25 protein-coding genes are annotated in these 22,758 nt (G+C 71.9%); 10 read left to right on the top strand and 15 right to left on the bottom strand.

The window, feature by feature from the left end; translation table 11 throughout:
• Positions 1-2: 2 nt before the first annotated feature.
• From AC27IY_RS19770 to AC27IY_RS19740, 7 genes are read right to left on the bottom strand one after another with little or no spacing between them, the layout of a single operon-like run.
• On the bottom strand, positions 3-1,367 hold the full coding sequence (locus AC27IY_RS19770) for a coproporphyrinogen-III oxidase family protein (RefSeq protein WP_423477265.1): 1,365 nt from the start codon (positions 1,365-1,367) through the stop codon (positions 3-5).
• Complete coding sequence (locus AC27IY_RS19765; protein ID WP_487178784.1) at positions 1,364-2,767, bottom strand: B12-binding domain-containing radical SAM protein; 1,404 nt, start codon at positions 2,765-2,767, stop codon at positions 1,364-1,366. The genes AC27IY_RS19770 and AC27IY_RS19765 overlap by 4 nt, the downstream gene beginning before the upstream one ends.
• Entirely contained in the window at positions 2,764-3,663 is a 900-nt protein-coding gene (locus AC27IY_RS19760) for a cyclase family protein (protein WP_487178783.1), read from the bottom strand. Before AC27IY_RS19760 ends, AC27IY_RS19765 begins: the two co-directional genes overlap by 4 nt.
• Positions 3,660-4,907, bottom strand: a complete 1,248-nt coding sequence (locus AC27IY_RS19755) for a beta-ketoacyl synthase N-terminal-like domain-containing protein (protein WP_487178782.1) — start codon at positions 4,905-4,907, stop codon at positions 3,660-3,662. The genes AC27IY_RS19760 and AC27IY_RS19755 overlap by 4 nt, the downstream gene beginning before the upstream one ends.
• Positions 4,904-6,187 (bottom strand): beta-ketoacyl-[acyl-carrier-protein] synthase family protein, encoded by a 1,284-nt coding sequence (locus tag AC27IY_RS19750; RefSeq protein WP_487178781.1) that lies wholly within the window; start codon positions 6,185-6,187, stop codon positions 4,904-4,906. Before AC27IY_RS19750 ends, AC27IY_RS19755 begins: the two co-directional genes overlap by 4 nt.
• Complete coding sequence (locus AC27IY_RS19745; RefSeq protein ID WP_423477267.1) at positions 6,184-6,990, bottom strand: cupin domain-containing protein; 807 nt, start codon at positions 6,988-6,990, stop codon at positions 6,184-6,186. Before AC27IY_RS19745 ends, AC27IY_RS19750 begins: the two co-directional genes overlap by 4 nt.
• Before the next feature lie 30 nt (positions 6,991-7,020).
• Entirely contained in the window at positions 7,021-7,326 is a 306-nt protein-coding gene (locus AC27IY_RS19740; protein ID WP_364463326.1) for an acyl carrier protein, read from the bottom strand.
• A 396-nt stretch (positions 7,327-7,722) separates the two neighbouring features.
• Here AC27IY_RS19740 and AC27IY_RS19735 point away from each other — a divergent pair, with 396 nt between their 5' ends.
• Positions 7,723-8,466: a response regulator gene (locus AC27IY_RS19735; protein ID WP_344213110.1), complete on the top strand. Its 744-nt coding sequence runs from the start codon at positions 7,723-7,725 to the stop codon at positions 8,464-8,466.
• A 126-nt stretch (positions 8,467-8,592) separates the two neighbouring features.
• On the opposite strand, the gene AC27IY_RS19730 is transcribed toward AC27IY_RS19735, so the two are convergent.
• Both AC27IY_RS19730 and AC27IY_RS19725 read right to left on the bottom strand, forming a co-directional pair.
• Complete coding sequence (locus tag AC27IY_RS19730; RefSeq protein WP_487178780.1) at positions 8,593-11,004, bottom strand: phosphoketolase family protein; 2,412 nt, start codon at positions 11,002-11,004, stop codon at positions 8,593-8,595.
• A 152-nt stretch (positions 11,005-11,156) separates the two neighbouring features.
• Positions 11,157-11,519, bottom strand: coding sequence for a metalloregulator ArsR/SmtB family transcription factor (locus AC27IY_RS19725; RefSeq protein ID WP_423477269.1), 363 nt, complete (start codon positions 11,517-11,519; stop codon positions 11,157-11,159).
• Positions 11,520-11,650: 131 nt separating this feature from the next.
• Between AC27IY_RS19725 and AC27IY_RS19720 the strand changes: the two genes are divergently transcribed.
• From AC27IY_RS19720 to AC27IY_RS19680, 9 genes are all read left to right on the top strand, one after another.
• Positions 11,651-12,130 (top strand): GNAT family N-acetyltransferase, encoded by a 480-nt coding sequence (locus tag AC27IY_RS19720; protein ID WP_423477270.1) that lies wholly within the window; start codon positions 11,651-11,653, stop codon positions 12,128-12,130.
• A gap of 149 nt (positions 12,131-12,279) precedes the next feature.
• Positions 12,280-12,780: an Asp23/Gls24 family envelope stress response protein gene (locus AC27IY_RS19715; RefSeq protein WP_423477520.1), complete on the top strand. Its 501-nt coding sequence runs from the start codon at positions 12,280-12,282 to the stop codon at positions 12,778-12,780.
• Positions 12,777-13,166, top strand: coding sequence for an Asp23/Gls24 family envelope stress response protein (locus AC27IY_RS19710; RefSeq protein WP_423477271.1), 390 nt, complete (start codon positions 12,777-12,779; stop codon positions 13,164-13,166). Before AC27IY_RS19715 ends, AC27IY_RS19710 begins: the two co-directional genes overlap by 4 nt.
• Complete coding sequence (locus AC27IY_RS19705) at positions 13,163-13,339, top strand: hypothetical protein (protein WP_344213120.1); 177 nt, start codon at positions 13,163-13,165, stop codon at positions 13,337-13,339. The genes AC27IY_RS19710 and AC27IY_RS19705 overlap by 4 nt, the downstream gene beginning before the upstream one ends.
• Positions 13,336-13,710, top strand: coding sequence for an Asp23/Gls24 family envelope stress response protein (locus AC27IY_RS19700; protein ID WP_423477272.1), 375 nt, complete (start codon positions 13,336-13,338; stop codon positions 13,708-13,710). The genes AC27IY_RS19705 and AC27IY_RS19700 overlap by 4 nt, the downstream gene beginning before the upstream one ends.
• Positions 13,707-14,345, top strand: a complete 639-nt coding sequence (locus AC27IY_RS19695; RefSeq protein ID WP_423477273.1) for a DUF6286 domain-containing protein — start codon at positions 13,707-13,709, stop codon at positions 14,343-14,345. The genes AC27IY_RS19700 and AC27IY_RS19695 overlap by 4 nt, the downstream gene beginning before the upstream one ends.
• On the top strand, positions 14,342-14,920 hold the full coding sequence (locus tag AC27IY_RS19690; protein WP_423477275.1) for a hypothetical protein: 579 nt from the start codon (positions 14,342-14,344) through the stop codon (positions 14,918-14,920). The genes AC27IY_RS19695 and AC27IY_RS19690 overlap by 4 nt, the downstream gene beginning before the upstream one ends.
• A 24-nt stretch (positions 14,921-14,944) precedes the next feature.
• Entirely contained in the window at positions 14,945-15,835 is an 891-nt protein-coding gene (locus AC27IY_RS19685; RefSeq protein WP_449950419.1) for a DMT family transporter, read from the top strand.
• A 39-nt stretch (positions 15,836-15,874) separates the two neighbouring features.
• Entirely contained in the window at positions 15,875-17,380 is a 1,506-nt protein-coding gene (locus AC27IY_RS19680) for an MFS transporter (protein ID WP_423477277.1), read from the top strand.
• Between the two features lie 30 nt (positions 17,381-17,410).
• On the opposite strand, the gene AC27IY_RS19675 is transcribed toward AC27IY_RS19680, so the two are convergent.
• The 6 genes from AC27IY_RS19675 to AC27IY_RS19650 form a co-directional block, all read right to left on the bottom strand.
• Positions 17,411-17,866 (bottom strand): SPW repeat protein, encoded by a 456-nt coding sequence (locus tag AC27IY_RS19675; RefSeq protein WP_364463294.1) that lies wholly within the window; start codon positions 17,864-17,866, stop codon positions 17,411-17,413.
• Between the two features lie 121 nt (positions 17,867-17,987).
• Positions 17,988-18,455 carry an NUDIX hydrolase gene (locus AC27IY_RS19670; RefSeq protein WP_423477278.1) on the bottom strand — a complete coding sequence of 156 codons (468 nt, stop codon included), beginning with the start codon at positions 18,453-18,455 and terminating at the stop codon, positions 17,988-17,990.
• A 21-nt stretch (positions 18,456-18,476) separates the two neighbouring features.
• Positions 18,477-20,612 carry a peptidase domain-containing ABC transporter gene (locus AC27IY_RS19665; RefSeq protein ID WP_449950058.1) on the bottom strand — a complete coding sequence of 712 codons (2,136 nt, stop codon included), beginning with the start codon at positions 20,610-20,612 and terminating at the stop codon, positions 18,477-18,479.
• The gene (locus AC27IY_RS19660; protein ID WP_423477280.1) at positions 20,609-20,797 is read right to left on the bottom strand and encodes a hypothetical protein; all 189 of its coding nucleotides are present in this window, start codon (positions 20,795-20,797) and stop codon (positions 20,609-20,611) included. Before AC27IY_RS19660 ends, AC27IY_RS19665 begins: the two co-directional genes overlap by 4 nt.
• Positions 20,794-21,792, bottom strand: coding sequence for a TIGR04500 family putative peptide maturation system protein (locus AC27IY_RS19655; protein ID WP_487178777.1), 999 nt, complete (start codon positions 21,790-21,792; stop codon positions 20,794-20,796). The genes AC27IY_RS19660 and AC27IY_RS19655 overlap by 4 nt, the downstream gene beginning before the upstream one ends.
• Positions 21,789-22,748 (bottom strand): MvdC/MvdD family ATP grasp protein, encoded by a 960-nt coding sequence (locus tag AC27IY_RS19650; RefSeq protein ID WP_423477282.1) that lies wholly within the window; start codon positions 22,746-22,748, stop codon positions 21,789-21,791. The genes AC27IY_RS19655 and AC27IY_RS19650 overlap by 4 nt, the downstream gene beginning before the upstream one ends.
• Between the last annotated feature and the right edge of the window lie 10 nt (positions 22,749-22,758).

Here is a 22,758-nt window from a genome sequence, read left to right as displayed (position 1 = left end):
GGCTACTTGGGGGTGGCGGGCCCGGTGGGGGCCACGTCGCGCTTCCTCGCCAGCGATTCGGCGAGCTTCTGGCCGCGGGCCCTGATGTCGTCGGAGTAGAACTCCTTGGCCACGTCGTAGCCGAACAGCGTTCCCAGCTCGGTCAGGCGGATCTCGTCGGTGTCGCAGACCAGCAGGTCGCGGCGGGTCAGGTCGTCGAGCAGCGGGCCGAAGACGTCCTCGGGCTCCTGGCCGTGGCGCTCGCGGAAGGTCCTGCGGGCGACGGAGAGCATCCGCAGCCCCATCGCCAGCGTCGCGCGCGGCCGCTCCTCGTGCGGCGTGAGCTGGCCGGCGTTGACCGGCGGCACGCCCTGCCCGGTCAGCTCGGTGTAGCGCTTGAGCTCGGCCACGTTGACGTAGGTGTACTCGTTGACCGTGCCCATGGCCCCGGCCCCGAGCCCGAGCAGGTCGCCGAAGTCGGTGAAGTGGATGCGGGCGTGCCGGTAGGCGACGTCCGGCAGGGAGAAGTCGGGGACCGAGGTCTGGCGCAGGCCGCGCGTCGCCAGGTGCTCGCCGGCCCGCCGGCACAGGTCGAGCTCGTGGGCGAGGTCGCCGGGGCGGCCGGCCCTGCCGTCGTTGACGTCCCTGAAGAGCTTGGTGTGCGGCATGACCGACAGCGGGAACAGCGTGATCTGCTTGACCCCGGCGTCCAGTGCGATGTCGAGGTCGGTGAGCAGCGGGGTGGCGCTCTGCCCCGGCAGGTTGTAGATCAGGTCGATGCTGATGTGGTCGATCCCGGCCTCCTGCGCCCACCGGATCACCCGCAGCGAGGTCTCCCCGTCCTGGGCCACGTCCGACGCCTCGCCGATCTCCTTGTCGAAGGTCTGCACGCCGAAGCTGACCCGGTTGACTCCGGCCGCGCGCACCGCGGCGAACTTGTCGGGGTCGATGGTGATGGGGCTGGACTCCAGGGTGATCTCCGCGTCGGGCGCGAAGGTGAAGCGCTCGCGGGCGAAGGAGACGACCTCGGCGAGCTGCGGGCCCGACAGGCTGCTCGCGGTGCCGCCGCCCATGTAGAGGGAGCCGAAGACGGTGCTGCGGAAGTACGGCGTCTCCGCGTACATGGCCATCTCGCGCTTGAGATCGTCGATGTACTTGCGGACGCGCTCCTCGTCCTTGAGGTACTTCACGAACGGGCAGAAGCCGCACAGGTATTCACAGAACGGGATGTGCATGTACATGGCGGCCGGCTGCGGAGCCCTGCTGGGCCGGTCCAGCCCCATCTCCCCGGCGATCCGCTCGTACTGCGGCGGGGCCCACGGCATGGGGTAGCACATGACCGGATAGCGGTCACGGGCGGCGTACGGGAGAGCGGCGGTCGCGCTCATCGGGCCTTCCTTCCTGCGCCAGCCTGCGCGGAGATGCGTAACGAGCTGGTGGAGACCTCCGCCTCCAGGTTCTTGGGGTCGAAGTTCATCCGGACCATGATCTTGGGGTGGGTCTCGACGAACTCCTCGATCGACCGGAGGATCGTGCGGCACTCGGCGGGGCCGAGCGCCTCGTCCACGTAGAAGACGGCCTGCAGCATGTCGAGGTCCGGCCGGCCGGGCCTGCTCCCGATGTCCTGCCACAGCGGGGTCTTGGGGTACACCCGGATGCCGAAGGCGATGGTGAGGATGTCCGGGGCGCAGCGGTCCATCGTGTCGAGCGTGCGCGCCACGGTGTCCGCCGTCTCGCCCGGCCCGCCCAGCAGCAGCGAGTGGATGATCCGGACGCCGGCCCGCCGGGCGCACGCCGTGGCGTTCTCGATGTCGGCGACGGTGAAGTCCTTCTGGAGGCTGGTCAGCATCTCGTCGCAGCCGGCGTCCAGGCCGAAGTTGAGCGTCTCGCAGCCGGCCCGCTTGAACAGCAGGGCGAGGTCGTCGTCGTACTGCAGGGGGTTGGTGTAGGCCATCCAGGTGACGCCGAGGTCGGCGGCCACCATCTCCTCGCACACGGCGATGGCGTGGCGCCTGGGGAGGTTGAAGATGCTGTCGGTGATGAAGAACCGTTTGACCCCGGCCAGGTCGCGGACGTGCCGCATCTCGTCCACGATGTGCGCGGGCGAGCGCAGCCTGAACCGCTTGCCCTCGATCGAGGGCACCGGGCAGTAGGAGCAGCGGAAGGCGCAGCCGCGCTTGGTCTGGATCCCGTACGTCGGCTGCGGCCCGACCACCTGCGTGCTGAAGTACCGGCTGTCGGGGACGAAGTAGCGCGGCGCCACGATCGAGCCCGGGTCGCTCACCCGGGCCGGTTCCGAGACGGACACCCGCGTGCCCTCGCGCCGCAGCAGGCCGGGCGCGTCGATGATCGGCCGGCCCTCGGCGAGCGCGTCGGCGATGGCCACCATGGCGGGCTCGCCCTCGCCGATGACGCCGAGGTCCGCGCCCAGCACGTTCATGATCTCGACCGGCATCAGCGAGAAGGCCGACCCGCCGAGCACGACCGGCGCGGCGCTGGCCGCGCGGCACGCCCCCAGCACGATCTTCACGTCGCCGAGGTTGCCGCGGTACTGCAGGTACGTCTCGTTGTCGATGTTGCGGACGGAGACGCCGATCAGGTCGGGCCCGTACTCCCCGATCGCCTCGGTGACCCGGCCCTCCAGGCGGTCGTCGGGGTCGAAGCAGAGGTCGAGGATGCGGGCCTCGTGCCCGGCGTCGATCAGGGCCGTCTGGAGGTAGGCGACCCCCGCCGGCACGGCGAAGGAGGGCCGGCGCTCCCGGTTGGTGGCGATGAGCAGGACCTTCACGTGTCCTCCTCGGGGACGATGGCGACGGGACGGGTCCAGGCGGCGCCCGCGCCGCTGACGTGGATGGGCAGGAACATGACCGTGAAGCCGGTCGGGCGCGACAGGCGGTCGAGCCCGCCGAGCCGCTCGATCTGCAGGAACTCGCGGCGGCGGCCGAGCAGGTGGCACGGCCACAGGTGCGCCGCGTCCCCCGAGCGGTAGTAGCGCTCGATCATCACGGGCGCGGGCAGGTCGAAGCCCGCCGTGTCCACGCCGATGACCGAGATGCCCTGGTCGAGGAGGTACTCGGTGGCCTCGACGGTCATGCCGGGATGGGCGGTGAAGTAGCGCGGGCCCGGCCAGAGGCGGTCGGCCCCGGTGTGCACCAGGACGACCTCGCCGGGCGACAGCGTGTGCCCGATCCTGGCCAGCTCCTCCCTGACGTCGGCCGCCGTGATGCCCTGCGCCGGCCCTTCGCCGGTCAGTTTGTGGGTCAGCCGCAGCAGCACCCCGGCGCCGACGCAGCGCTCCAGCGGGATCTGGTCCACCCGCAGCGCCGGCCGGTCCCCGGTGAGCGGCCCGTAGTGGAAGGGCGCGTCCACGTGGGAACCGGCGTGCACGGACAGCGTGAGCACCTCGTTGCCCAGGAACAGGCCGTCGGGGAAGCAGCCGGGGCCGATGCGCCGGCCGCCGGCGACGTACCGGACGGCACGGGCCAGCCTGAGCCGGAGGGGCAGCCGGCGGTTGAACGCCGCCTTGCGGCCGATGCGGCGCCCCCCGTGCTCGTGCCGCCACAGCTCCTTGCGCATCACGGCGGGGTCGAAGGGGGTGGGTTCGATGGGCATGCTCAGGTCGATCAGCCGGCCGGTGGCCGGCAGGGCGACGCGGTCCGCCGCCTGCCGCTCGACGGTCGTCATGACGGGCCTCCAGCCGTTCTGAGGACGGCCGCGGCGTTGAAGCCGCCGACGCCGCGGGTGAAGACGAGCGCCGTACGCAGGTTCGCGTCCCGGCGCGGGGCGCGTACGACGTCGAGACCGGCGATGACCTTCTGGCCGTCCAGGTCCTCGCGGGCGGGCGGGACGACGTCGTGGAAGAGCGCGAGCGCGGCCCAGGCGAGGTCGAGCACGCCGCAGGCGGAGTTCAGCCGGCCGGTGAGCGTCTTGGGCACGGCCAGCGGGACCTCCAGGGCCCGCGCGCCGAGGACGGACACCAGGGCCTCGGCCTCCAGCTCGTCCCAGCACCGGTTGCCGTCGCCGTCGGCGAGGATCACGTCCACCTCGGCGGGCGCCACGCCGGCCCGTTCGAGCGCGAGCGCGACGGCCTCGGCCATGTGGACGGCGGTCGGCGGCGGGTCGGCCGGGTGGTGGGCGTCGTGCGTGCACGCCACGGAGGCCAGCTCGGCGTAGACCTGCGCGCCGCGGGCCCGCGCCGTGTCCGCCCGCTCCAGGACCAGCATGGCGCCGCCCTCGCCGGGGACCGACCCGGCCGCCCGCTCGCTGAAGGGCAGATAGGCGCCCCTGGCCGTGTCCGCGCCGCTGTGCCGGCCGAGCGAGGACTGGCAGACCAGCGCGTACGGCGACAGCGGCGCCTCGGCCGCCCCCAGCAGCACCTGATCGGCCTGCCCGCGAAGGAGCAGGCGGCGCGCCTGGGCCGCGGCGTGCAGGCCGCCGGCCGCGTCGGCGACCGCCACGCCGCAGCGCCCCTTTGCGCCGTGCCGGATGGAGACCTGGCCGGCGAGCGCCGCGTAGAACCAGGCGATCGACTGGTAGGCGCTGACCGCACGGGGGCCCTCGCGCCACAGCGCCTGGATCTCCCGCTGGCCGTACTCGTTCCCCCCGGCGGACCCGGCGGTCAGCACCGCGAGCCGATAAGGGTCGAACGTGCCGACCGCGGCGTCGGCGAGGGCCAGCTCGGCCGCCGCCAGGCCCATCCAGCACCACCGGTCGGTCTGCACCTGCAGCCGCCGGGGCAGGAAGTCGGCCGGGTCGAAGTCGGGCACCACGCCGGCGACCCGGATGCCGCTGCCGCCGGACAGCGCCGCGTCGATCGGCTGGATCCCGGAACGCCGGTCCAGGGTGCCCTTCCAGTGCGCGGCGACGCCGATGCCGACCGGCGAGACGACGCCGATGCCGCTGATGACGAGCGAGGCGGGATCCGTCACGCGACCCTTCCCTTCGACGACTCCGCCAGGGCGGAGACGACCATGGCGGACTGGAACCCGCCGAACCCGCTCCCGACCGACAGGGCGTGGCCGACGGGGTGCTCGCGCGCGGTCACCGGCACGTAGTCCAGGTCGCACTCGGGGTCGGGCGTGGTCAGGTTGGCCGTGGGAGGCACGACCTGGTGCCGGATCGCCAGCGCGCACGCGGCCATCTCGATGGCCCCGATCGCGCCCAGCGAGTGACCGACCACCGACTTGATCGAGCTGATCGGCACCCGGGCGGCGGCGGGGCCGAGCGCCCGCTTGAACGCGGCCGTCTCGTGCCGGTCGTTCTGCCTGGTGCCGGAGCCGTGCGCGCTGACGTAGCCGAGGTCGCCGGGGGCGATGCGGGCCTGCCGCAGCACGTCGAGTATGGCCTCGCTCATCTCGATCCCGTCGGGGCGCAGACCGGTCATGTGGTGGGCGTTGGCGCGGCCCGCGTATCCGCCGACCTCGCAGTGGATCCGCGCGCCGCGGCGCCGGGCGTGCTCCAGCTCCTCCAGCACCAGGACGGCGCTGCCCTCCCCGAGCACGAACCCGTCGCGGGTCGCGTCGAACGGCCTGGAGGCCGTCTCCGGGGTGTCGTTCCTGGACGTCGTGGCACGGATCGCGTCGAAGCAGGCCACGGTGATGGGCGAGATGGGCGCGTCGGAGGCGCCCGCGATCATCACGTCGGCCTCCCCGTCGACGATCAGCTCGTACGCGGTCCCGACGGCGTCGATGCCCGACGTGCAGCCGGTGGAGACCATGAGGGCGGGGCCGTGGGCCCCGTACCTGGCGGCCAGCTCGCTCACGGCGCTCGACGGGACCAGCGCCTGGTAGAGGAAGGGCAGGCTGTGGTCGGCGGCGACCGTCCAGTCCCGGCCGGCGTCGCTGGCGACGACGTACTCCTCCTCCAGGCGGATCGTCGCGCCGACCGCGCTGCCGAGGCAGACGCCCACCTTCGGCCCGGCGTCCCTGCCGGCGAGGTCGAGGCCGCTGTCGTCGACCGCCTCCCGCGCGGCGGCCAGCGCGAGCAGCACGAACCGGTCGCAGCGCCGGATCTCGCGCGGCGTCAGGCCCCAGGCGGCGGGCGCGAAGTCGCACTCCGCCGCCACCTGGGAGCGGAACGGGGCCGGATCGAACGTGCTGATCCGGCGGATCGCCGAACGCCCGGAGACGAGCCTCGCCCAGAACGCGTCCGTCCCCGCCCCTCCGGGGGCCTGCACCCCGATGCCGGTGACCACCACCCGCCGGCTCATGTCGCCGCCGGAGCTTCGTCCTCGGTGTCGACGTGCCCCAGCTCCGGGCTGGGGGCGAGCGGGCCGAGCGCGAAGACCACCAGCGCCGGGCCGGTCCCGACGTTGGTCACCCGGTGGCGGACCTGGCGGGGCACGAAGACGGCCTCGCGCGGCCCCAGGGTGCGGGGTTCGCCGTCGATGTCGACCCGTACGGTGCCCTCGGCGACGAACAGGTGCTCCTCCGAGTAGGGGTGGTAGTGCTCGTTGACCCGCTCGCCCGGGGCCAGCTCGACCGCGCCGGAGATGCCGTTGGAGCATCCGGTCGAGGCCGGGTTGAGCAGGGTGCGCATGTCCCCGCCCCGCTGCCGCACCGAGCGGGTGGCCGCGAAGCTCTGCGTACGCGAGCGGGACGCCTTGAGCCGCTGCGCGATGATCCGGAGCTGCCCGGCCGACCCGCGGTTGAGCCGGGCCTCCATGGCCGCGTCGTCCACCGGGGCGTCGGGCCGCATGGTGAAGTCCTGGACCCAGCGCAGCCGCGTGGTGTCGGGGGTGAGCGCCTCGTAGGTCCAGTAGAGGTTCATGAACTGGAACGGTCCGGGCTCCACCCGCCGCGCCCGCACCGTCCAGTGCTCCCGGTCCAGCCGGCGCTCCGACACCCACGACCACACCCTGCCCTCCTCGTCGGGGTGCATGGTGAGCCTGAAGGTGAGGTGGCCGGGCTCCTCGGACAGGACCTCCACCTTGGCGTACTCGGTGAACAGGTCCGTCCACGAGCGCAGGTCGTTGGTCCTGGCCCAGACGTACGCGATCGGTGCTTCGATCACGATGCTGTTGTCGGTGTGGCCCACGGCGCGTCAGCCTTTCGTGACGGACGCGTGCTCGCCGAGGAACGCGCCGAGCTGGGCCGGCGTGGTCTCGGCGGTCAGTTTGCCCTCGATGACGACCCCGTACCGTTCCTCGGCCCGCGCGGAGATCTCCGCCAGGGCCAGCGAGTCGACGTTCAGCGACTCGAACGTCTGGTCGAACTCCTCTGGTGTCACATCCGCGCCCACCGCGGCCATCAGTTGCGTGACGATCTCGACGTTCATGGCGTCCACCTGGCCTTTCCCGCCTTCCGCCGACGGTCCGGCGCGCCTGACCCGGCGCGCGACCGTCTCCATGGCGCGGCCAGCGTAGGCAGCGGCCGTACGGCCCGTCATCAACCATGTCGCTGAAGTGGCCCTCGCCTTTCGGGCACCCCCCTCTCGTCCGCGGGACGACGCCCGCCCCTCCCGCGTGTCTCTTCGCCGAGGCGCTCGTCATCCACCCGGCCATCCGGTCACGGCGGTTCTCGCGGTTGACGTGCCGTGACGACAATTCGAGCGACAAGAAGTCATTACTGGCGTCAATTTCGACGCGTACCACCGTTTGACGCTTCTGGAGCAGATGTGGTCAATTGGACGCATTGATGCGCGAAACGGGTGGGCTGCTACCGCAGATCCTTTATCGATCATTATCTGGGGGACCGAAATGATCAAGATCGACCCTGCCGGCGCTACTCGACTCGCGGTGCCCCGATGAGCGCCATCAGACTGGTGGTGGCCGACGACCAGCCGGTGATCCACATAGGGCTGCGCACCGCCTTCTGCGAGCGCACCGGCATCGAGGTGGTCGCCGAGGCCGGCGACGGCCTCGACGCGGTCCGGCTGTCCCGGCAACTGCGCCCCGACGTGGTGCTCATGGACACGCTGATGCCGAACATGGACGGCTTCCAGGCCACGGCCGAGATCTGCGGCCCCGGCGGCGTCCCCGGCGTCAAGGTGCTGATGTTCGGCCCGACCGACCCCGACGAGGACCTCTTCCGCGCGCTCCGCCTCGGCGCGCGCGGCTTCCTCCTCAAGGACATCGGGCCCGAGCAGCTGATCCCCGCGATCCACCGCGTACGAGCCGGCGAGGCGGTGCTGTCCAGCCACGGCGTGACGCGGCTGGTCGCCGAGTTCAGCCGCACCCAGGCCGAGCCCCCGCAGGCGCTGGCGGAGGTCGAGAGCCTCACGCCGCGCGAGCGGGAGGTCCTGGGGCTGGTGCTGCGCGGGATGCGCAACGACGAGATCGCCCGGATGCTGCGGGTCAGCGAGAGCACGGTGAAGTCGCACGTACGGAGCCTGTGCACCAAGCTGAACGTGCGCGACCGCGTCCAGCTGGTGATCTTCGCCCACGAGCACGGCCTGCACCACCGCATGATGTGCGGCCACATGGAGCACGTCCCCTCCCCCACCGCGCAGCGCAGACGACTGGTGCTCAACGGCCTCCGGCAGAACTGATCCCGGGGATGTGATCCGCCTTTCTGAATATCCGGATATTTTGCGGGATCCCACCGAGGAAAGCTTTGTCCATTCTCCGCGCAATTCGCGGCGGGCGATAATTCCCTTTACGTCGGGGGCGCTTGGTCATCCGCCCAGCGACCAGTCGCGGACCTCGGGCATGTCTTCGAGGTGCTCGACGACGTACGCCTGGTGCTCGGCGAGTTTGCGCTCGCACCAGGCCATCAGGTCGGCGGCGCCGCGCGGCAGCCGCCTGGCGTTGTTGATGGCGTCCATGACCAGGTGGTAGCGGGAGGCGCGGTTGCGTACGGTCATGTCGAAGGGTGTGGTGGTGGTGCCCTCCTCGATGAAGCCGCGCACCCTGAACCGGTCGGCGTCCGGGCGGCCGTGCACGAGCTGGTGGATGGCGCCCGGGTAGCCGTGGAAGGCGAACACGACATCGACGGTGTCGGTGAACAGCTCGGTGAACAGGGTGCCGCTCATGCCGTGCGGGTGGTCCTTGGGCCGCATCAGCGTCATCAGGTCCACGACGTTGACCACGCGGACCTTGAAGCCGGGCAGCCGCTCCTTGAGTATCTGCGCCGCCGCGACCGTCTCCATGGTCACCACGTCGCCGGCGCAGGCCAGCACGATGTCGGGGTCGCCGGCGCCGTCGTCGGTGCCGGCCCAGTCCCATACGCCGGCGCCGCGGGCGCAGTGCTCGGCGGCCTGGTCGATGCCGAGCCATTGCAGTTGCGGCTGCTTGTCGATGACGATGAGGTTGATGTACGACCGCGAACGCAGGCAGTGGTCGGCCACCGACAGCAGGCAGTTGGCGTCCGGCGGGAGGTAGACGCGGGCGACGTCGCCGCGCTGGGTCAGCACGACCTGGATCAGGCCGGGCCCCTGGTGGGAGAAGCCGTTGTGGTCGTTGCGCCAGGCGGTCGAGGTGAGCAGCACGTTGAGGCTGGGCACCTTGGCCCGCCAGGGCAGCCGGCTCGCCTCCTGCAGCCACTTGCCGTGCTGCACCGTCTGGGAGGCGCTGACCATCGCGAACGCCTCGTAGGTGGCGAACATGCCGTGCCGGCCGGTCAGCGTGTACCCCTCCAGCCAGCCGTGGCAGTTGTGCTCCGACAGCACCTCCATGACCCGGCCGTCGCGGCCGATCGCCACGTCGTCGGCGGTGACGCGTTCGGCGAAGGCGCGGTCGGAGACCTCGAACACGGCGCCGAGCCGGTTGCTGTTGGTCTCGTCCGGGCAGAACAGCCGGAAGTTGTCGGGGTTGTCGCGGTATACGTCGCGCAGCAGCTCGCCGAGCCGGCGGGTCGACTCGGCGCGCGTACGCGCCGGTTGCGGCACCTCGACGGCGTAGTCGCGGAAGTCGGGCAGGGTCAGATCCCGCGTGAGCAGGCCGCCGTTGGCGTGCGGGGCGGCGCTCATCCGCAGGTCGCCCTCCGGGGGCAGGCCGCGTACCAGCTCGGTGGGCGCACCGGTGGAGTCGAACAGCTCCTCCGGCCGGTACGAGCGCAGCCAGCTCTCCAGGATCGCCAGGTGCTCCGGGTTGTCGCGCACCCCGGACAACGGCACCTGGTGCGAGCGCCACGTGCCCGCCATCTGTACGCCGTCGACCTGCTCCGGCCCGGTCCACCCCTTGGGCGAGCGCAGCACGATCAGCGGCCACCGGGGGCGGCTCCCGTCCCACCCGCCGGTACGGGCCAGGTGCTGGATCGCGCGGATCTTGCTCCAGGCCTCGGCCAGCGTGGCCGCGAAGCGGTGGTGCATGCCCGGCAGGTCCGCGCCCTCCACCTCCAGCACTTCGTAACCGTGGCCCTCCAGCAGCCGGCGTACCTCGGCCGGGTCCTTACGGGACAGGACCGTCGGGCCGGCGATCTTCGCGCCGTTGAGGTGCAGGACCGGCAGTACGGCGCCGTCGCGCTCGGGGTTGAGGAACGACACGCCCTTCCACGACCCCTCCAGCGGCCCGGTCTCGGCCTCGCCGTCGCCAACCACCGCGACCGCCAGCAGGTCGGGGTTGTCCATGACGGCGCCGAAGGCGTGCACCAGCACGTACCCCAGCTCGCCACCCTCATGGATGGAGCCCGGGGTGGTCACCGAGACGTGGCTGGGGATGCCGCCCGGGCTGGAGAACTGCCGGAACAGCCGCGACATCCCGGCCTCGTCCTGGCTGACGTGCGGGTAGATCTCGCTGTAGGTGCCCTCCAGATATCCGGCGGCCACCAGTGCGGGCCCGCCGTGCCCCGGTCCGGCGAGATAGATCGCCTGCTGTCCGGTGTGCCGGATGAGCCGGGAGACGTGCGCGTAGATCAACGAAAGTCCCGGGCTGGTGCCCCAGTGGCCCAGCAACCGCGGCTTGATGTGCTGCGGGGCCAGCGGCTCGCGCAGCAGGGGATTGCCCTGGAGATAGATCTGGCCGATCGTGAGGTAATTGCCGGCCCGCCACCAGGCGTCCAGCTGTTCGACCTCCTTGTCCTCCGGAGAGGCCAGTCTCCGCAGCGTTTCCTCATCGACGGCCAGCTGCTCATCCGGAACTGCGGTCATGGGCACGTTCCCTTCTCGGCGTGGTTGCGGTGTCCGGGTCGTACGCGATCACCACACCATGGGACCTCAGCCGGGGGACGTGCGGACAGGGCCGGAAGTCCCGGCGGCCAGGGGCCAAGGGCCACCACGCCTTTTCTCGCCGCCCATCCCCGTCAGGTGGGGAGCAGCTCCAACCCGGCGGGCCCGGCGAGGGGGGTGAACAGGGCGCCGAGCCTGTTCAGCGTCTCCGGGACGACGCGGTAGTAGACCCAGGTGCCGCGCCGCTCGCCGTCGATCAGGCCCGCCGTACGCAGGACCTTGAGGTGGTGGGAGATGGTCGGGGCGGTCAGGTCGAAGGCGCCGGTCAGGTCGCAGACGCACGCCTCGCCGCCGGCGTGGGAGGCGATCATCGACAGCAGGCGCAGCCGCACCGGGTCGGCGACCGCCTTGAGCATGACGGCGAGCTCGGCGGCGGTGTCCTCGGCCAGCGGTTCGCGGGCGATCGGGGCGCAGCACCCGCCGGTCTGGACGGTCATGACAACCCCTCCTGATTCGAAGTCTGTCGAAATTATATGCGGGCGGGCCACCTGCCAGGCGAGCTGGAGGTCCGGCGAGGGCTTTCCGTAAGGGTTGTAGTACACAAGGCCGTTACGTCAGCCTGATCCTCATGACACTTCAAACTGACGTTCGCCCGGCGTCCGAAGACGACATCGCCGAACTCGTCCGACTGCGGGCGTTGCTCTTCGAAGACCTCGGCGGCGACTTCTTCAACCCCCCGTCGGCAGGCGACGACTGGCGGGGCGCTCTCGCCGCGGTGCTGAAGGAGAAGCTGGCGCGGGACGACGCGCGCATCCTGGTCGTGGACGGGGACGACGGGCTCGCCGCCTGCGGCATCGGCACCGTCGAGCAGTGGTTCCCCGGACCCCACTCACGCAACGGCCGGATCGGGCACGTCATCGGCGTGGTCACCGATCCGGCGTACCGGCGGCGCGGCCACAGCCGCGCGATCATGCTCGGCCTGCTCGACTGGTTCCGGGAGCGTGAGGCCGTCCGGGTGGACCTGTACGCCTCCCGCGAGGGCGAGCCGCTCTACCGGGAGCTCGGCTTCTTCGATCATCCCGACCCCGCGCTGTGCTGGCGCCCGTGACGAAAGCCCGGCTTCCGGGCGATCCCTCCCAGCTTGTCATAAATGTTCTAAAAGTCTGTTTTATGTAGGAGTCAGATGGCTTGGGGCGGTTATCAGTGCTTACTGAGGAGGACAAACGGGGAGGGGAGGTGACGGACGTGTCGGACACCATGTCCAGTCGAGCCACGGAAACCGGCCAGACCGCGACCGTGCCGAGGGCCAGGACGTACGAGGGCAGCCCGGGAGCCGCGCTGGTCACCGAGAAGGGCACCACCAGGATCGAAGACACCGTCGTCGCCAAGATCGCCGGGCTCGCCGCCCGCGAGATGTCCGGGGTCTTCGCCATGGGGGGTGGCGCGGCGCGTGCGCTGGGCAGCGTACGCGGCATCGTCGGTGTCGACGAGAGCGTGACGCAGGGCGTGTCGGTGGAGGTGGGCGAGCGACAGGCCGCCGTCAACCTCGACCTGGTGGTCGAGTACGGCATGGCGATCCCCGAGCTGGCGGGGGCGGTGCGCAAGAACGTCATCAACGCCATCGAGCGCATGTGCGGACTGGAAGTGACCGAGGTCAACATCCGCGTCGACGACGTCCACCTGCCCGAGCAGGACCGCGGCCGGGAAGGCGACAAGAGCCGCCGGCAGGACACCGGGCCGGAGCCGGGAGTTCGATGACGGACACGGGCCCGGCCCCGAAGTCCGGTGCGAGCCCGGCGGGCTCCGGGGTGGACGACGGCTTCGGGACAGGCCCCGAGGACGAGGCGCTGGCGATCGCCGAGCGGGTCCGGTCGTGTGACGGCGTGGCCGCGTTGTCCAGCGGCCCGTTCGGGACCGTGGCCACCTACCTGCCGGGCCGGCGGCTGACGGGCGTCTCCGTGAGCGACCGCGCGGTCGAGATCGCCATCGTCGCCACCCTGGACCGCCCGCTCCTGGAGACCGCCGACGAGGTACGGCGAGCCGTGACGGACCTGGCCGGCGAGCGCCAGGTGAACGTGCGCATCGACGACGTCGCGCACGGCGTCGCTGACGACAGCGCGGACGACATCGTGGAGGGATCATGAACAACCAGTGGCTACCGTTGATCGGGCTGGCCGTCGGCATCGTTCTCGGGATCGTCGGGGCGTTCGGCGGGCTGGTGCCGTTCCTGATCGTGCTGGTGCTCGGCGCCGTCGGCTGGCTGGTCGGCCGGCTCGCCGAGACCGGTGAAGTGAACCTGTCCGTGAGGCGGAAGTGACCGCTGCCACCGGCGCGGGCATCGTGGCCGTGCCCGGGCAGCGTCCGGCGCCTCCGCCTCCCGAGGTCCGCGGACGCACCCGGATCGCGGACGAGGTGGTCACCAAGATCGCCTGCTGCGCGGCCGGGGAGGTTCCCGAGGTGCTGGGGGTGCATCCCGGCGGCGGGTGGCGGTCGCCCTCGTCGGACGCCGAGGTCCGCGGTGAGCGGGCCGCGGTTCACCTGAGCGTGAGCGTCGCCTACCCGTCGCCGTTGCGGGACGTGGCGGCGCGGGTCAGGGAGCACGTGATCGCCCGCGTCGCCGCCCAGACCGGCCTGGACGTCACCCATCTGGACGTGACCATTACCGACTTCGGCGGTGACCTGCCGTGACCGAGCGAACGTTGACGCAGGAGTACGGCGCCGTCCCTCCTGAGGACGGCCCCGCAGGCGCCTACCAGGCGAAACGCGACAAAGCCGCCGACCGGGCGGCCGTGCGGGCGTTCCGCCCGTCCCGGAGGGTTCCGGCCGTCGTGGTGTCCGTGCTGCTCACGCTGCTGGGCCTGCTCGTGGCCGCCGAGACCGTCTCGGCGCTGGTCGGCGCTCCGCTGCGCCTGGTGCCGTACGACCGGATGCTCGGCTGGGCGGCCTCCACGCTGTGGTCGAACCCGCTGTTCGTGCTGGGCTCGGTGGTCGTGGCGCTGATCGGGCTGGCGCTGCTGATCACCGCTCTGGTGCCGGGACGGCCGCGCCTGCTGGCGGTACGCAGCCACGACCCCGACGTGATCATCGGGCTGCGCCCCAAGAGCGTCACCAGGGCCCTGGCGCACGCGGCCGAGGAGGTGCCGGGCGTGCACACGGCCCACGCCACGCTGCGGGGCGGGACGGTCGCCGTCACGCCCACCACGTCGGGGTGGGACGAGGAGAGGTTCGCCCAGGAGGTGCGCGCCGCCGTGCTCACCAGGCTGGCGGGACTGGATCTCGTGGAGCCGTACCGGGTGACCGTGGACGTCAAGGAGCGCAAGTGAACAGGAAGACCAGCCGGGGCAACCGATGGGCACTCGCGCTGATCGGATCGGTGCTGTTGGTCCTGGGCGGGCTCGCGGCCGGCCGCGGGCTGGGCGGCCTCGGGTCGGCGGACACCCCGATCGTGGACGGCGGCGTACGGGGGTTCTTCACCGGCAACAGCCCGGCGATCTGGTGGGTCGTGGCGGTCGTGTCGATCGTGGTGGCGCTGCTGGCGCTGCGCTGGCTGCTGGTGCAGGGCCGCAGGGAGGTCACGCACCGCCCGATCCGGCTGGAAGGGTCACCGGCCGGCTTCTCGGAGGTGTCCGCTGACGGGGTGTCGCAGGCGGTCGCCGCCGACGTGGCGTCGAGCCCGGCCGTGGTCAGCGCCGATGCGCGCGTGGCCGACTCGCGCTACCCCCCTGAAGTGCGGCTACGCGTCGTCGCCGACGAGAGGGCGCCCATCGGGGAGCTCAGATGGCACCTGTCCGCGGTCGCGCTTCAGCACCTGCGCGACGCTCTGCGCACTGATCATGTCCACACGGTGGCCCGCGTCAGCCTGGAGCCGCCGCCCGCCCCGCACCGGATGGTGCGCTGACCCCGCCGGCGTCCCGGGGAGCGGATTCGGAGAGCGTCGCCATTGGTGATCACCATCGCTGTCTCTCTGGGTGCGGCTTGCCTGCTGGGCCTCGGCTTCGTCGCCCAGCAGCATGCCGCGTACCGCCAGCCTCTGGACGAGATGCTGCGCCCGCGCCTGCTGTTCGACCTCATGCGCACGCCGTTGTGGCTGTTCGGGCTGGGGCTGATGGCGTGCGGCCAGGTCCTCGGCGCCATCGCGCTCCGAGAGGCGGACGTGGCGCGGGTGGAGCCGCTGCTCGCGATGAACCTGCTGTTCGCCCTGACCGCGGCCCATGTCGTCTACCAGGAACCGTTCGGCCGCATGCTGCAACTGGGCGCCGTGCTGGTGTGTGGAGGAGTGGCGCTGTTCCTGTTCGCCGGGCAGCCGCACGGCGGCCGCCTCCCCGATCCGCTCTCCCCGCGCTGGCTGGCGGCGCTCCCGGTGGTCGTGGTGGCGGCCGCGCTGGTCGCCTTCGGTCTGCGGCGGTCACTGAAGGTCAAGGCGATTCTGCTGGCCGGCTCCGCGGGGGTGCTCTACGGGTTGCAGGACGTCCTGACCCGTAACGCCCTGCTCACGTTCGACCACGGCCAGAACGTGCTCATGACCTGGCAGCCGTACCTCCTGCCGTGCGTCGCCGTGGTGGGCCTGCTCCTCAACCAGAGCGCGTTCGACGCCGCTCCGCTCCAGATCTCCCTGCCGGCCACCACGGTCGCCGAACCGATCTGCGGGATCGTGCTGGGCGTGGCGATCTTCGCCGAACGCCTGCAGGTCACCCCGGCGGCGCTGGCAGGCGAGGTGGCCGGTCTGATCGCGATGGCGACCGGCATCGTCGTCCTCGGCCGATCCCCGTTCCTGGCGAAACCCGGGCAGACCGCCCTCCAAGGACGGAACTGACCGCACAAGGAGGAACGGTGATCAAGGGGAGAGGCGCCGATGTCCGCGAAACCGTGGAATGAGCGGCACCGCAGGCTCAACCGCTTCTCGCATGCCGTGTTCGACGGGGTCTGGCGGAGAATGCTGGTCCTGCTGGGCGGCCCCACGCGGTTCCGGGTCGTCGCGATGCTCGCCGGCGTTCTCGCGCTCGTCACCGCCGACCAGGGGGCCGTCGCCGCGGTGGGGCCGGAGATCCAGGAGTCGATGGGCATCGGCAACACCGAGCTCGGGTCGCTGACCGCCGTCTCCTCCGCGGCCGGCGCCGTCGCCGTCCTGCCGGTCGGCGTCCTGACCGACCGCGTCAACCGGGTACGGTTCCTCACCGCCTGCATCGTCCTGTGGAGCCTGGCCATGATCGGCGGCGCCCTGGCCGACTCGCTCCCGTGGCTCCTGTGCTCCCGGGTGGCGGTCGGGGGCCTGACCGCCGCCGCCGCGCCCTCGGTCGTCTCGCTGGTCGGCGACTTCTTCCCGGCCGCCGAACGGGGCCGGATCTACGGTTTCATCCTGAGCGGCGAGATGGTCGGCGCCGGTCTCGGCCTGCTGGTGGGAAGCGCCCTCGCGCGGCTGCTGACCTGGCGCTCCACGTTCTGGCTCCTCGCGCTCGTGGGTGTCGCCTTCGTCTTCGTCATCGGGCGGAAGCTGCCCGAGCCCGAACGCGGCGGTCAGAGCCGGCTGCCCGCGGTGACACCTGGCGGGAAGTTCACGGTGGCGACGCCCGGTGGAGAGGCGGACCACTCCGGGCCGGACCGCGACGACACGGCGCGGCGCGCGGTGCGCCGCCGCGGGATCGGGCCCGATCCCGCGGCGCTGCTGCGCCGTGACCCCGTGCACATGTCCCTGGGGCAGGCGATCCGGTACGTGCTGAGCATCCGGACGAACGTCGCCCTGATCGTCGCCTCCGTGGTCGGATACTTCTTCTTCGCCGGAGTACGCACCTTCGCCGTCGTCTTCGCCCGTGAGCAGTACGGCCTCGACCAGGTCGCGCTGACGGGCGTCGTGCTGCTGGTGGGCCTCGGGGCCCTGCTGGGGGTGCTCAGCGGCGGACGCCTCGCCGACCGGCTCACCCGCCGCGGGCACATCAGCGCCCGCATGGTGGTCCCCGCGATCGCGTACGCCGCCGCCGCCGTCTTCTTCGTCCCCGGGCTGCTCACCACGTCGCCGACGCTCGCGCTGCCGTTCCTGTTCGTCGCGGCCGCCTCGTCGGCGGCGGCCAATCCCCCGCTGGACGCCGCCCGCCTCGACGTCGTCCACTACCGGCTCTGGGGCCGCGCGGAGAGCATCCGCACGTTCCTGCGCGTGGGCGGGGAGGCCGTCGCCCCGGTGCTCTTCGGCGTTCTGGCCGACGTGCTCAGCCCGGGCGCCACCCCCGGCGCGCAGGGGCTGCGGTACGCGTTCCTGATCATGCTGGTGCCCCTGGTGGCGAACGCGGTCGTGCTGCTGCGCGCCAGGCACGCCTATCCGCACGACGTCTCCGCGGCCGCCGCCTCCGAACGCCTGCGCGGCTGAGCCGCGCGGGTCAGCGGAGGACCGTGGGAGTCATCGTGGATGCCCGCCGTGGCGTCTGCTCATCATGCCGAGCGAGGCGCAGGCCAGGCCGGTGACGAGGATGACCACTCCCGTGACGACGTTGTTGACGATCGTCGAGGCGCCGGCTCCGTGTGGCGGCAGGACCCACGGCGTGATGATGGTCCATACGCCGATGACCGGCAGCGTCCACGCGAGACTGTGGAAGCGGCCGTTGGCCGAGGCGATCCCGGCCGCCAGCAGGACCACCGCTATCCCGGTGATCAGGTTGCTGACGGTCAGGTTCGTGCGGCCGAAGATGCCCACCACCCATGGCGAGATCGCCAGGTAGAGCCCGCTCAGGAAGGCGACCCCGCTGACGGACTGCCCTGCCGGCTGCTGGGCCGCCATGTCGTAGCGGGCGCGCAGCGCGGCTATGTCGGGGTGATGACCGATGTCGTAAGTGGCTCGCGTCGGCTGGTCAGCCATGTCGCACACCACCTTTCCTCTCGTGCGGAGGCAGGATTGATGGTCAACTGCCCGTTTCGTCCTGCCGACACCCCCGAGCAGGTAAACGTCTCCCCATATCCTGACGCGGTGGCGCGGCCGATCAGTGCTGGATCAGACCGCCGACCGGGACGGGATCGACGTGGCCGCTCGCCGGGAGGGTCCGCGCCAGAGCGAGGCCGACGTCGACCAGCGATGAGCGGCGGAGGCGCGCGACGTCGGTGAACGCGGTCCAGACCGACTCGGCGATGTCGCCGCCGGGCTCGGGGCGCAGTCGGCCGCCGGTGAGGCGGACGCGGTAGAAGACGCCGACGTTCTGATGCTCGACGCCGGCGCGGGCGACGGCGGCGGGGATCACGCGGGAGTCCACGCCCAGCAGGCGTTCGACGACCGCGTCGCAGCCGGTCTCCTCGGCGACCTCCCGGATGACCGCGTCGAAGGGGTCCTCGCCGTGCTCGACCCTCCCGCCGGGGAGGGTCCAGACCCGCTCGCCGTCCGGGTTCACGTGGTGGGCGAGCAGGACTCGGCCGTCCTCGATGCACACGGCGTACGCCGCCAGTCGGAAACTCATCCGCCGCAGCCTACGCCGTGGTCACAGCGACGGCCGGGCCAGTTCGGAGAGGGCCGCGTACCGTCCGCCGAATCGCATCAGCTCGTCGTGGGTGCCCTGCTCGGCCACCTGGCCGCCGTCGATGACGAGGATCTGGTCGGCGTCGCGTACGGTGCTCAGCCGGTGGGCGATCACGACGCGGGTCAGCGGCAGGCCCGCGAGGTTGCGTTCGATGGCGGCCTCGGCCACGGTGTCGAGGTGGCTGGTGGCCTCGTCGAGCAGCAGGATGCGCGGCTCGGGAAGCAGGGCCCGGGCGAGGGCGATCCGCTGCCGCTGGCCGCCGGACAGGCCGCCGCCCTCGGTGAGCATCGTTTCGTACCCCATGGGCATGGCCATGATGTCGTCGTGGACGTACGCCATCCTGGCGGCGGCCACGATCCGCTCCAGCGGCGCGCCGGGGACGGTCAGGGCGATGTTCTCCCTGATGGTCCCGGTGAACAGGTGCGGGTCCTGGGTGACCACGCCGAACCGGCCGCGCAGCCAGCTCGGGTCCAGGTCGCGCGCGGGTGTCCCGTCGTAACGGATCTCGCCTTCGACCGGCTCGTACAGGCCGAGCAGGATCCTGCCCAGGGTGCTCTTGCCCGAGCCCGAGCTGCCCACCAGCGCGACCTTCTGACCTGGGGCGATCCTCAGCGTGACGTTCCTGAGCGTCCAGGGCGAACGGGGGTCGAAGCGGAACCCGACGTCGCTCAGCGTCACCTCCCCGCGCAGCGGCGGCCGCGCGCCGCCGGTGCGTTCCGGCTCGGCCTCGATGATGTCGGCGAGCCGTTCGACGTGGGCGCCGGCCTCCTGGAGCTCCTGGAGGCTGGTCAGCAGCGAGGTCAGCGGGGTGAGCGCGGAGACGGCGAGCGCGTTGAGCGCGAGCATCGTCCCGAGGCTCAGCCCGCCGTCGAGCACCCGGACCGTGCCCACGAGCAGCAGCAGCGCGGGAGCGAGGATCCTGATGGCCGACAGGACCGAGTCCAGGAGCCCGCGGGTCAGGCCCAGGCGCAGGTCGGCGTTCATCTGGGCGGTGAACATCGCCGACCACCGCTCGACGGCACGCCGTTCGGAGCTGGACGCCTTGATCGACTCGATGCCCTGGATGGACTCGATGAGCCGGCCCTGGGTCGTGGCGGCGGCGGTCAGGCCGCGCCCGGTGAGGTCGGCGATCCGTCTGCGGGTGAGGAGCAGCAGCACGACCTGGACGGCCGCCATCGCGGCCAGGCACCCGCCGAGCAGGGGATCGCGCACCAGCACGAGGACCATGAGCACCACGGCGAGCGGGCCGTCGAGGAGCGCCGACAGCACCTGGCCGGACAGCATGGCCCGCAAGCTGGCCGCGCTCTGGGTGCTCATGACGAGGTCGCTCGCCCCGCGCAGGGTGAAGTACCCGTAAGGCAGCGAGAACAGCCGGCCGACGACCCCGCCCGTGAACTCCGTGTCGGCCCGCGCCCGCAGCATGAGCAGCAGGGCCGTACGCAGGTAGGTGAGTATCCCCTGGATCAGCACCACGATCGGCAGGCCGACGATGAGGACGTGCAGCAGATAACGGTCGCCGCCGGGCAGCACCTCGTCGACGACGAGCCCGGACAGCAGGGGCAGCACGAGCGCGGCCACCTGCAGCAGCAGGGAGGCGAGCAGCGCCTGGACGAGCAGGCCGCGGTGGCGGATGAGCAGGGCGCGCAGGAGGTTCGCGCGCCACGGGCGCCGCTCGGGCCCCCGGGGGTCGAAGTCCGGGCCCGGCTCGAAGGCCAGCACGACCCCGGTGAACCCGAGGTCGAACTCCTCCGCGGTGAGCCGCCGCCGCCCGGAGGCCGGGTCGACGACCTCGACGACGTCCGGGCGCCAGCGCTCGACGACCAGGAAGTGGTTGAACTCCCAGTGCACGACGAACGGCCCCGGCACCGCGCCGAGCCGCTCGGGCGCGATCGAGAACGCCTTGGCGTTCAGGCCGTACGACTTGGCGGCCTCGACGATCGCGAAGGCGGTCAGCCCGTCCCTGGACACCTGGACGTCCGCGACGACCTCGCGCACGCTCGCCCGGCGCCCGTGGGCCCCGAGCACCATCGCCAGGCACGCCGCGCCGCAGTCGGCCATCGTGTTCTGCCTCAGCACGGGCACCCTGACCCGCCTCATCGCGGACCACCGAGCGCGGGAAGGACGCCGAGCAGCACCACGACCGCCAGCGCCAGCGCGAGCAGGCCCACGTAGGTCCACAGCCAGACCAGGAGCGTCCCGGAGACGCGGTAGGGACGCTCGACGTGCCGCCGGACGCCCTGGTGGTGGTGGACCGCCTTCTCCCGGTACGGCAGCGACTTCACCCGCCGGCCGTCCGTTCCGCGATCCCCCAGAACCATTCGATCTTGGCCGCGTTCCTGCGTTCGTCGATCCATTCGCTGAAGATGCGGCGTTCGACGAGGTCGCGTACGGTCGCGTCGAGCACGGCCGGCTCCACCGCGAGGACCTTGACCAGCAGGTGCCCGCCATCCACGGGGAACGGCCCGGCGACCGTCCCCGGAGGGGCTTCGAAGATGCGTTCCGCCAGCTCTGTGTCGAGGTCGCCCCGGCGGAGGGTGGCGAACACCTCGCCAGGACGGGCGCCGCCGTCGGCGAAGGCCCGCTCGACCGCGTCGAGGAACCCGGCCGCGTCGGGCACGGCGGCCGGCTCGGCGACGAACACCGCCCGCGCGACGCGGGCCACGTCGAGCTCAGCGCCGTGTTCGGCGAACCAGTCCTCCACCCGTCCTGCGGCCACCCGCGAGCGGAGCGCGGCGACGGCGGCCTCAAGGGCGACCAGCTCTTCCAGCTCATGGTGGGAGATGCGGTTGCGCTCCATCCAGGCCCGGGTCGCCTCCACGGTCAGCAGGCCGCGGGCGCGGCGGAAGGCGTCCATCGCCTCCTGGAGGGCGGCGTCGCTCAGCGGCTCGCGCGTCTCCGCCAGCTCCTCGCGTACGAGGCTGTCGGCGATGAGCCGGTCGGCCGGCGCGGACTCGTCCCAGATGAAGTCCAGGCAGGCGATCGCCCTGGCCACCGGCGTCTCGATGCCGTTGACCCGGAGCAGCAGGTGCTCGCCCGCGCGGTGCACGCCGCGCAGCGGCCACGGCAGGGCCTGCTGGGGGCACCAGGACAGCGAGATCGTGGCGTCGCCGTCCTTCATGAGCAGGGCGTGGTGCAGCGATCCGTCGAACTCCTCGCGCTGGGCGACCAGCCGCGTCCGGACCTGCGGGTACGCCGCGCGGAACCCCTCCAGGCCGCGCTCGGGCTCACCCGAGCTGAGCAGGCCGACCGCGTCGGCGAGCATCGGCCCGTACGTCATCGCTTCACTCCGCTCTTCAGCAGCTCGCCGATCGCCGCGCTGATCGGCAGCCCGGTCGCGTCCTCGATCCACAGGAACTGGCCGTTGGGGTTGATCTCCAGGAAGACGTGGCGGCCGTCCGGCGTGAGGATCAGGTCGATCGCGCCGTAGCACAGCCCGAGCCGTTCGACCAGCTCCAGGCAGCGCCGGGAGATCTCGTCCGGCAGGTCGTGCGCCAGGATGGGGGTGGCGCCCGGGTCGTAGTGCCGCCAGTCGTAGCGGGTGTGGTTGCTGACCTGCGAGTGGATCTCGGCCGCGAACAGCTCGCCGCCCACCACGGTCACCCGCACCTCGACCCGCTTGGGGACGTACGCCTGGACGATGACCGGGCACAGGCGCAGGGCGTCGGCATGACCGAGGTCCGCCGGCGTCACAGGCGCCGCGAACCGCCCGAACCGCTCACCGTCCGCCTCCAGCTGGTTGCCGTGCACCGGCTTGGTGATCACCCGGCCTTCGTGCTGGACGTAGAAGTCGAGGAAGCGCTCGGGATCGTTCGTGATCAGCGTCGCGGGCAGCTCGAAGCCCAGCCGCCTGGCCACTTCGAGCTGGTACGCCTTGCGCCCCGCCCGGTCGATGACCGGCCTGGAGGCGGGGACCTTCAGGCACCCCAGACCGTCCCACAGGCTCTCGACCAGCACCCGGCACTCCTCCTCGACGTGCTCGCGGGCGACGGTCGACGGATGGGCCACCGGATTCCCCGGGCGGCGGTACCAGATCGCGGTCAGCTCGTCGAGGTCGACACGGCGTCCGCCGTGGCCGAGGGCCCGGACGGTCGAGCCGTCGCCCGGATGGCCGATCTCCAAGGTGGCGGCGGCGGGGAACCACGCGGGGTCGAAGACGGTGACGTCCGCCCCGGCGAGCGTCCCCACGACGCGCTCGGCGTGCTCGTCTCCGTCGGAGGTCAGTACGAGGATCATCAAGATGGTT

Source organism: Nonomuraea sp. B208 (genome assembly GCF_057536035.1).
This window is presented reverse-complemented; position numbering and strand designations above follow the sequence as displayed.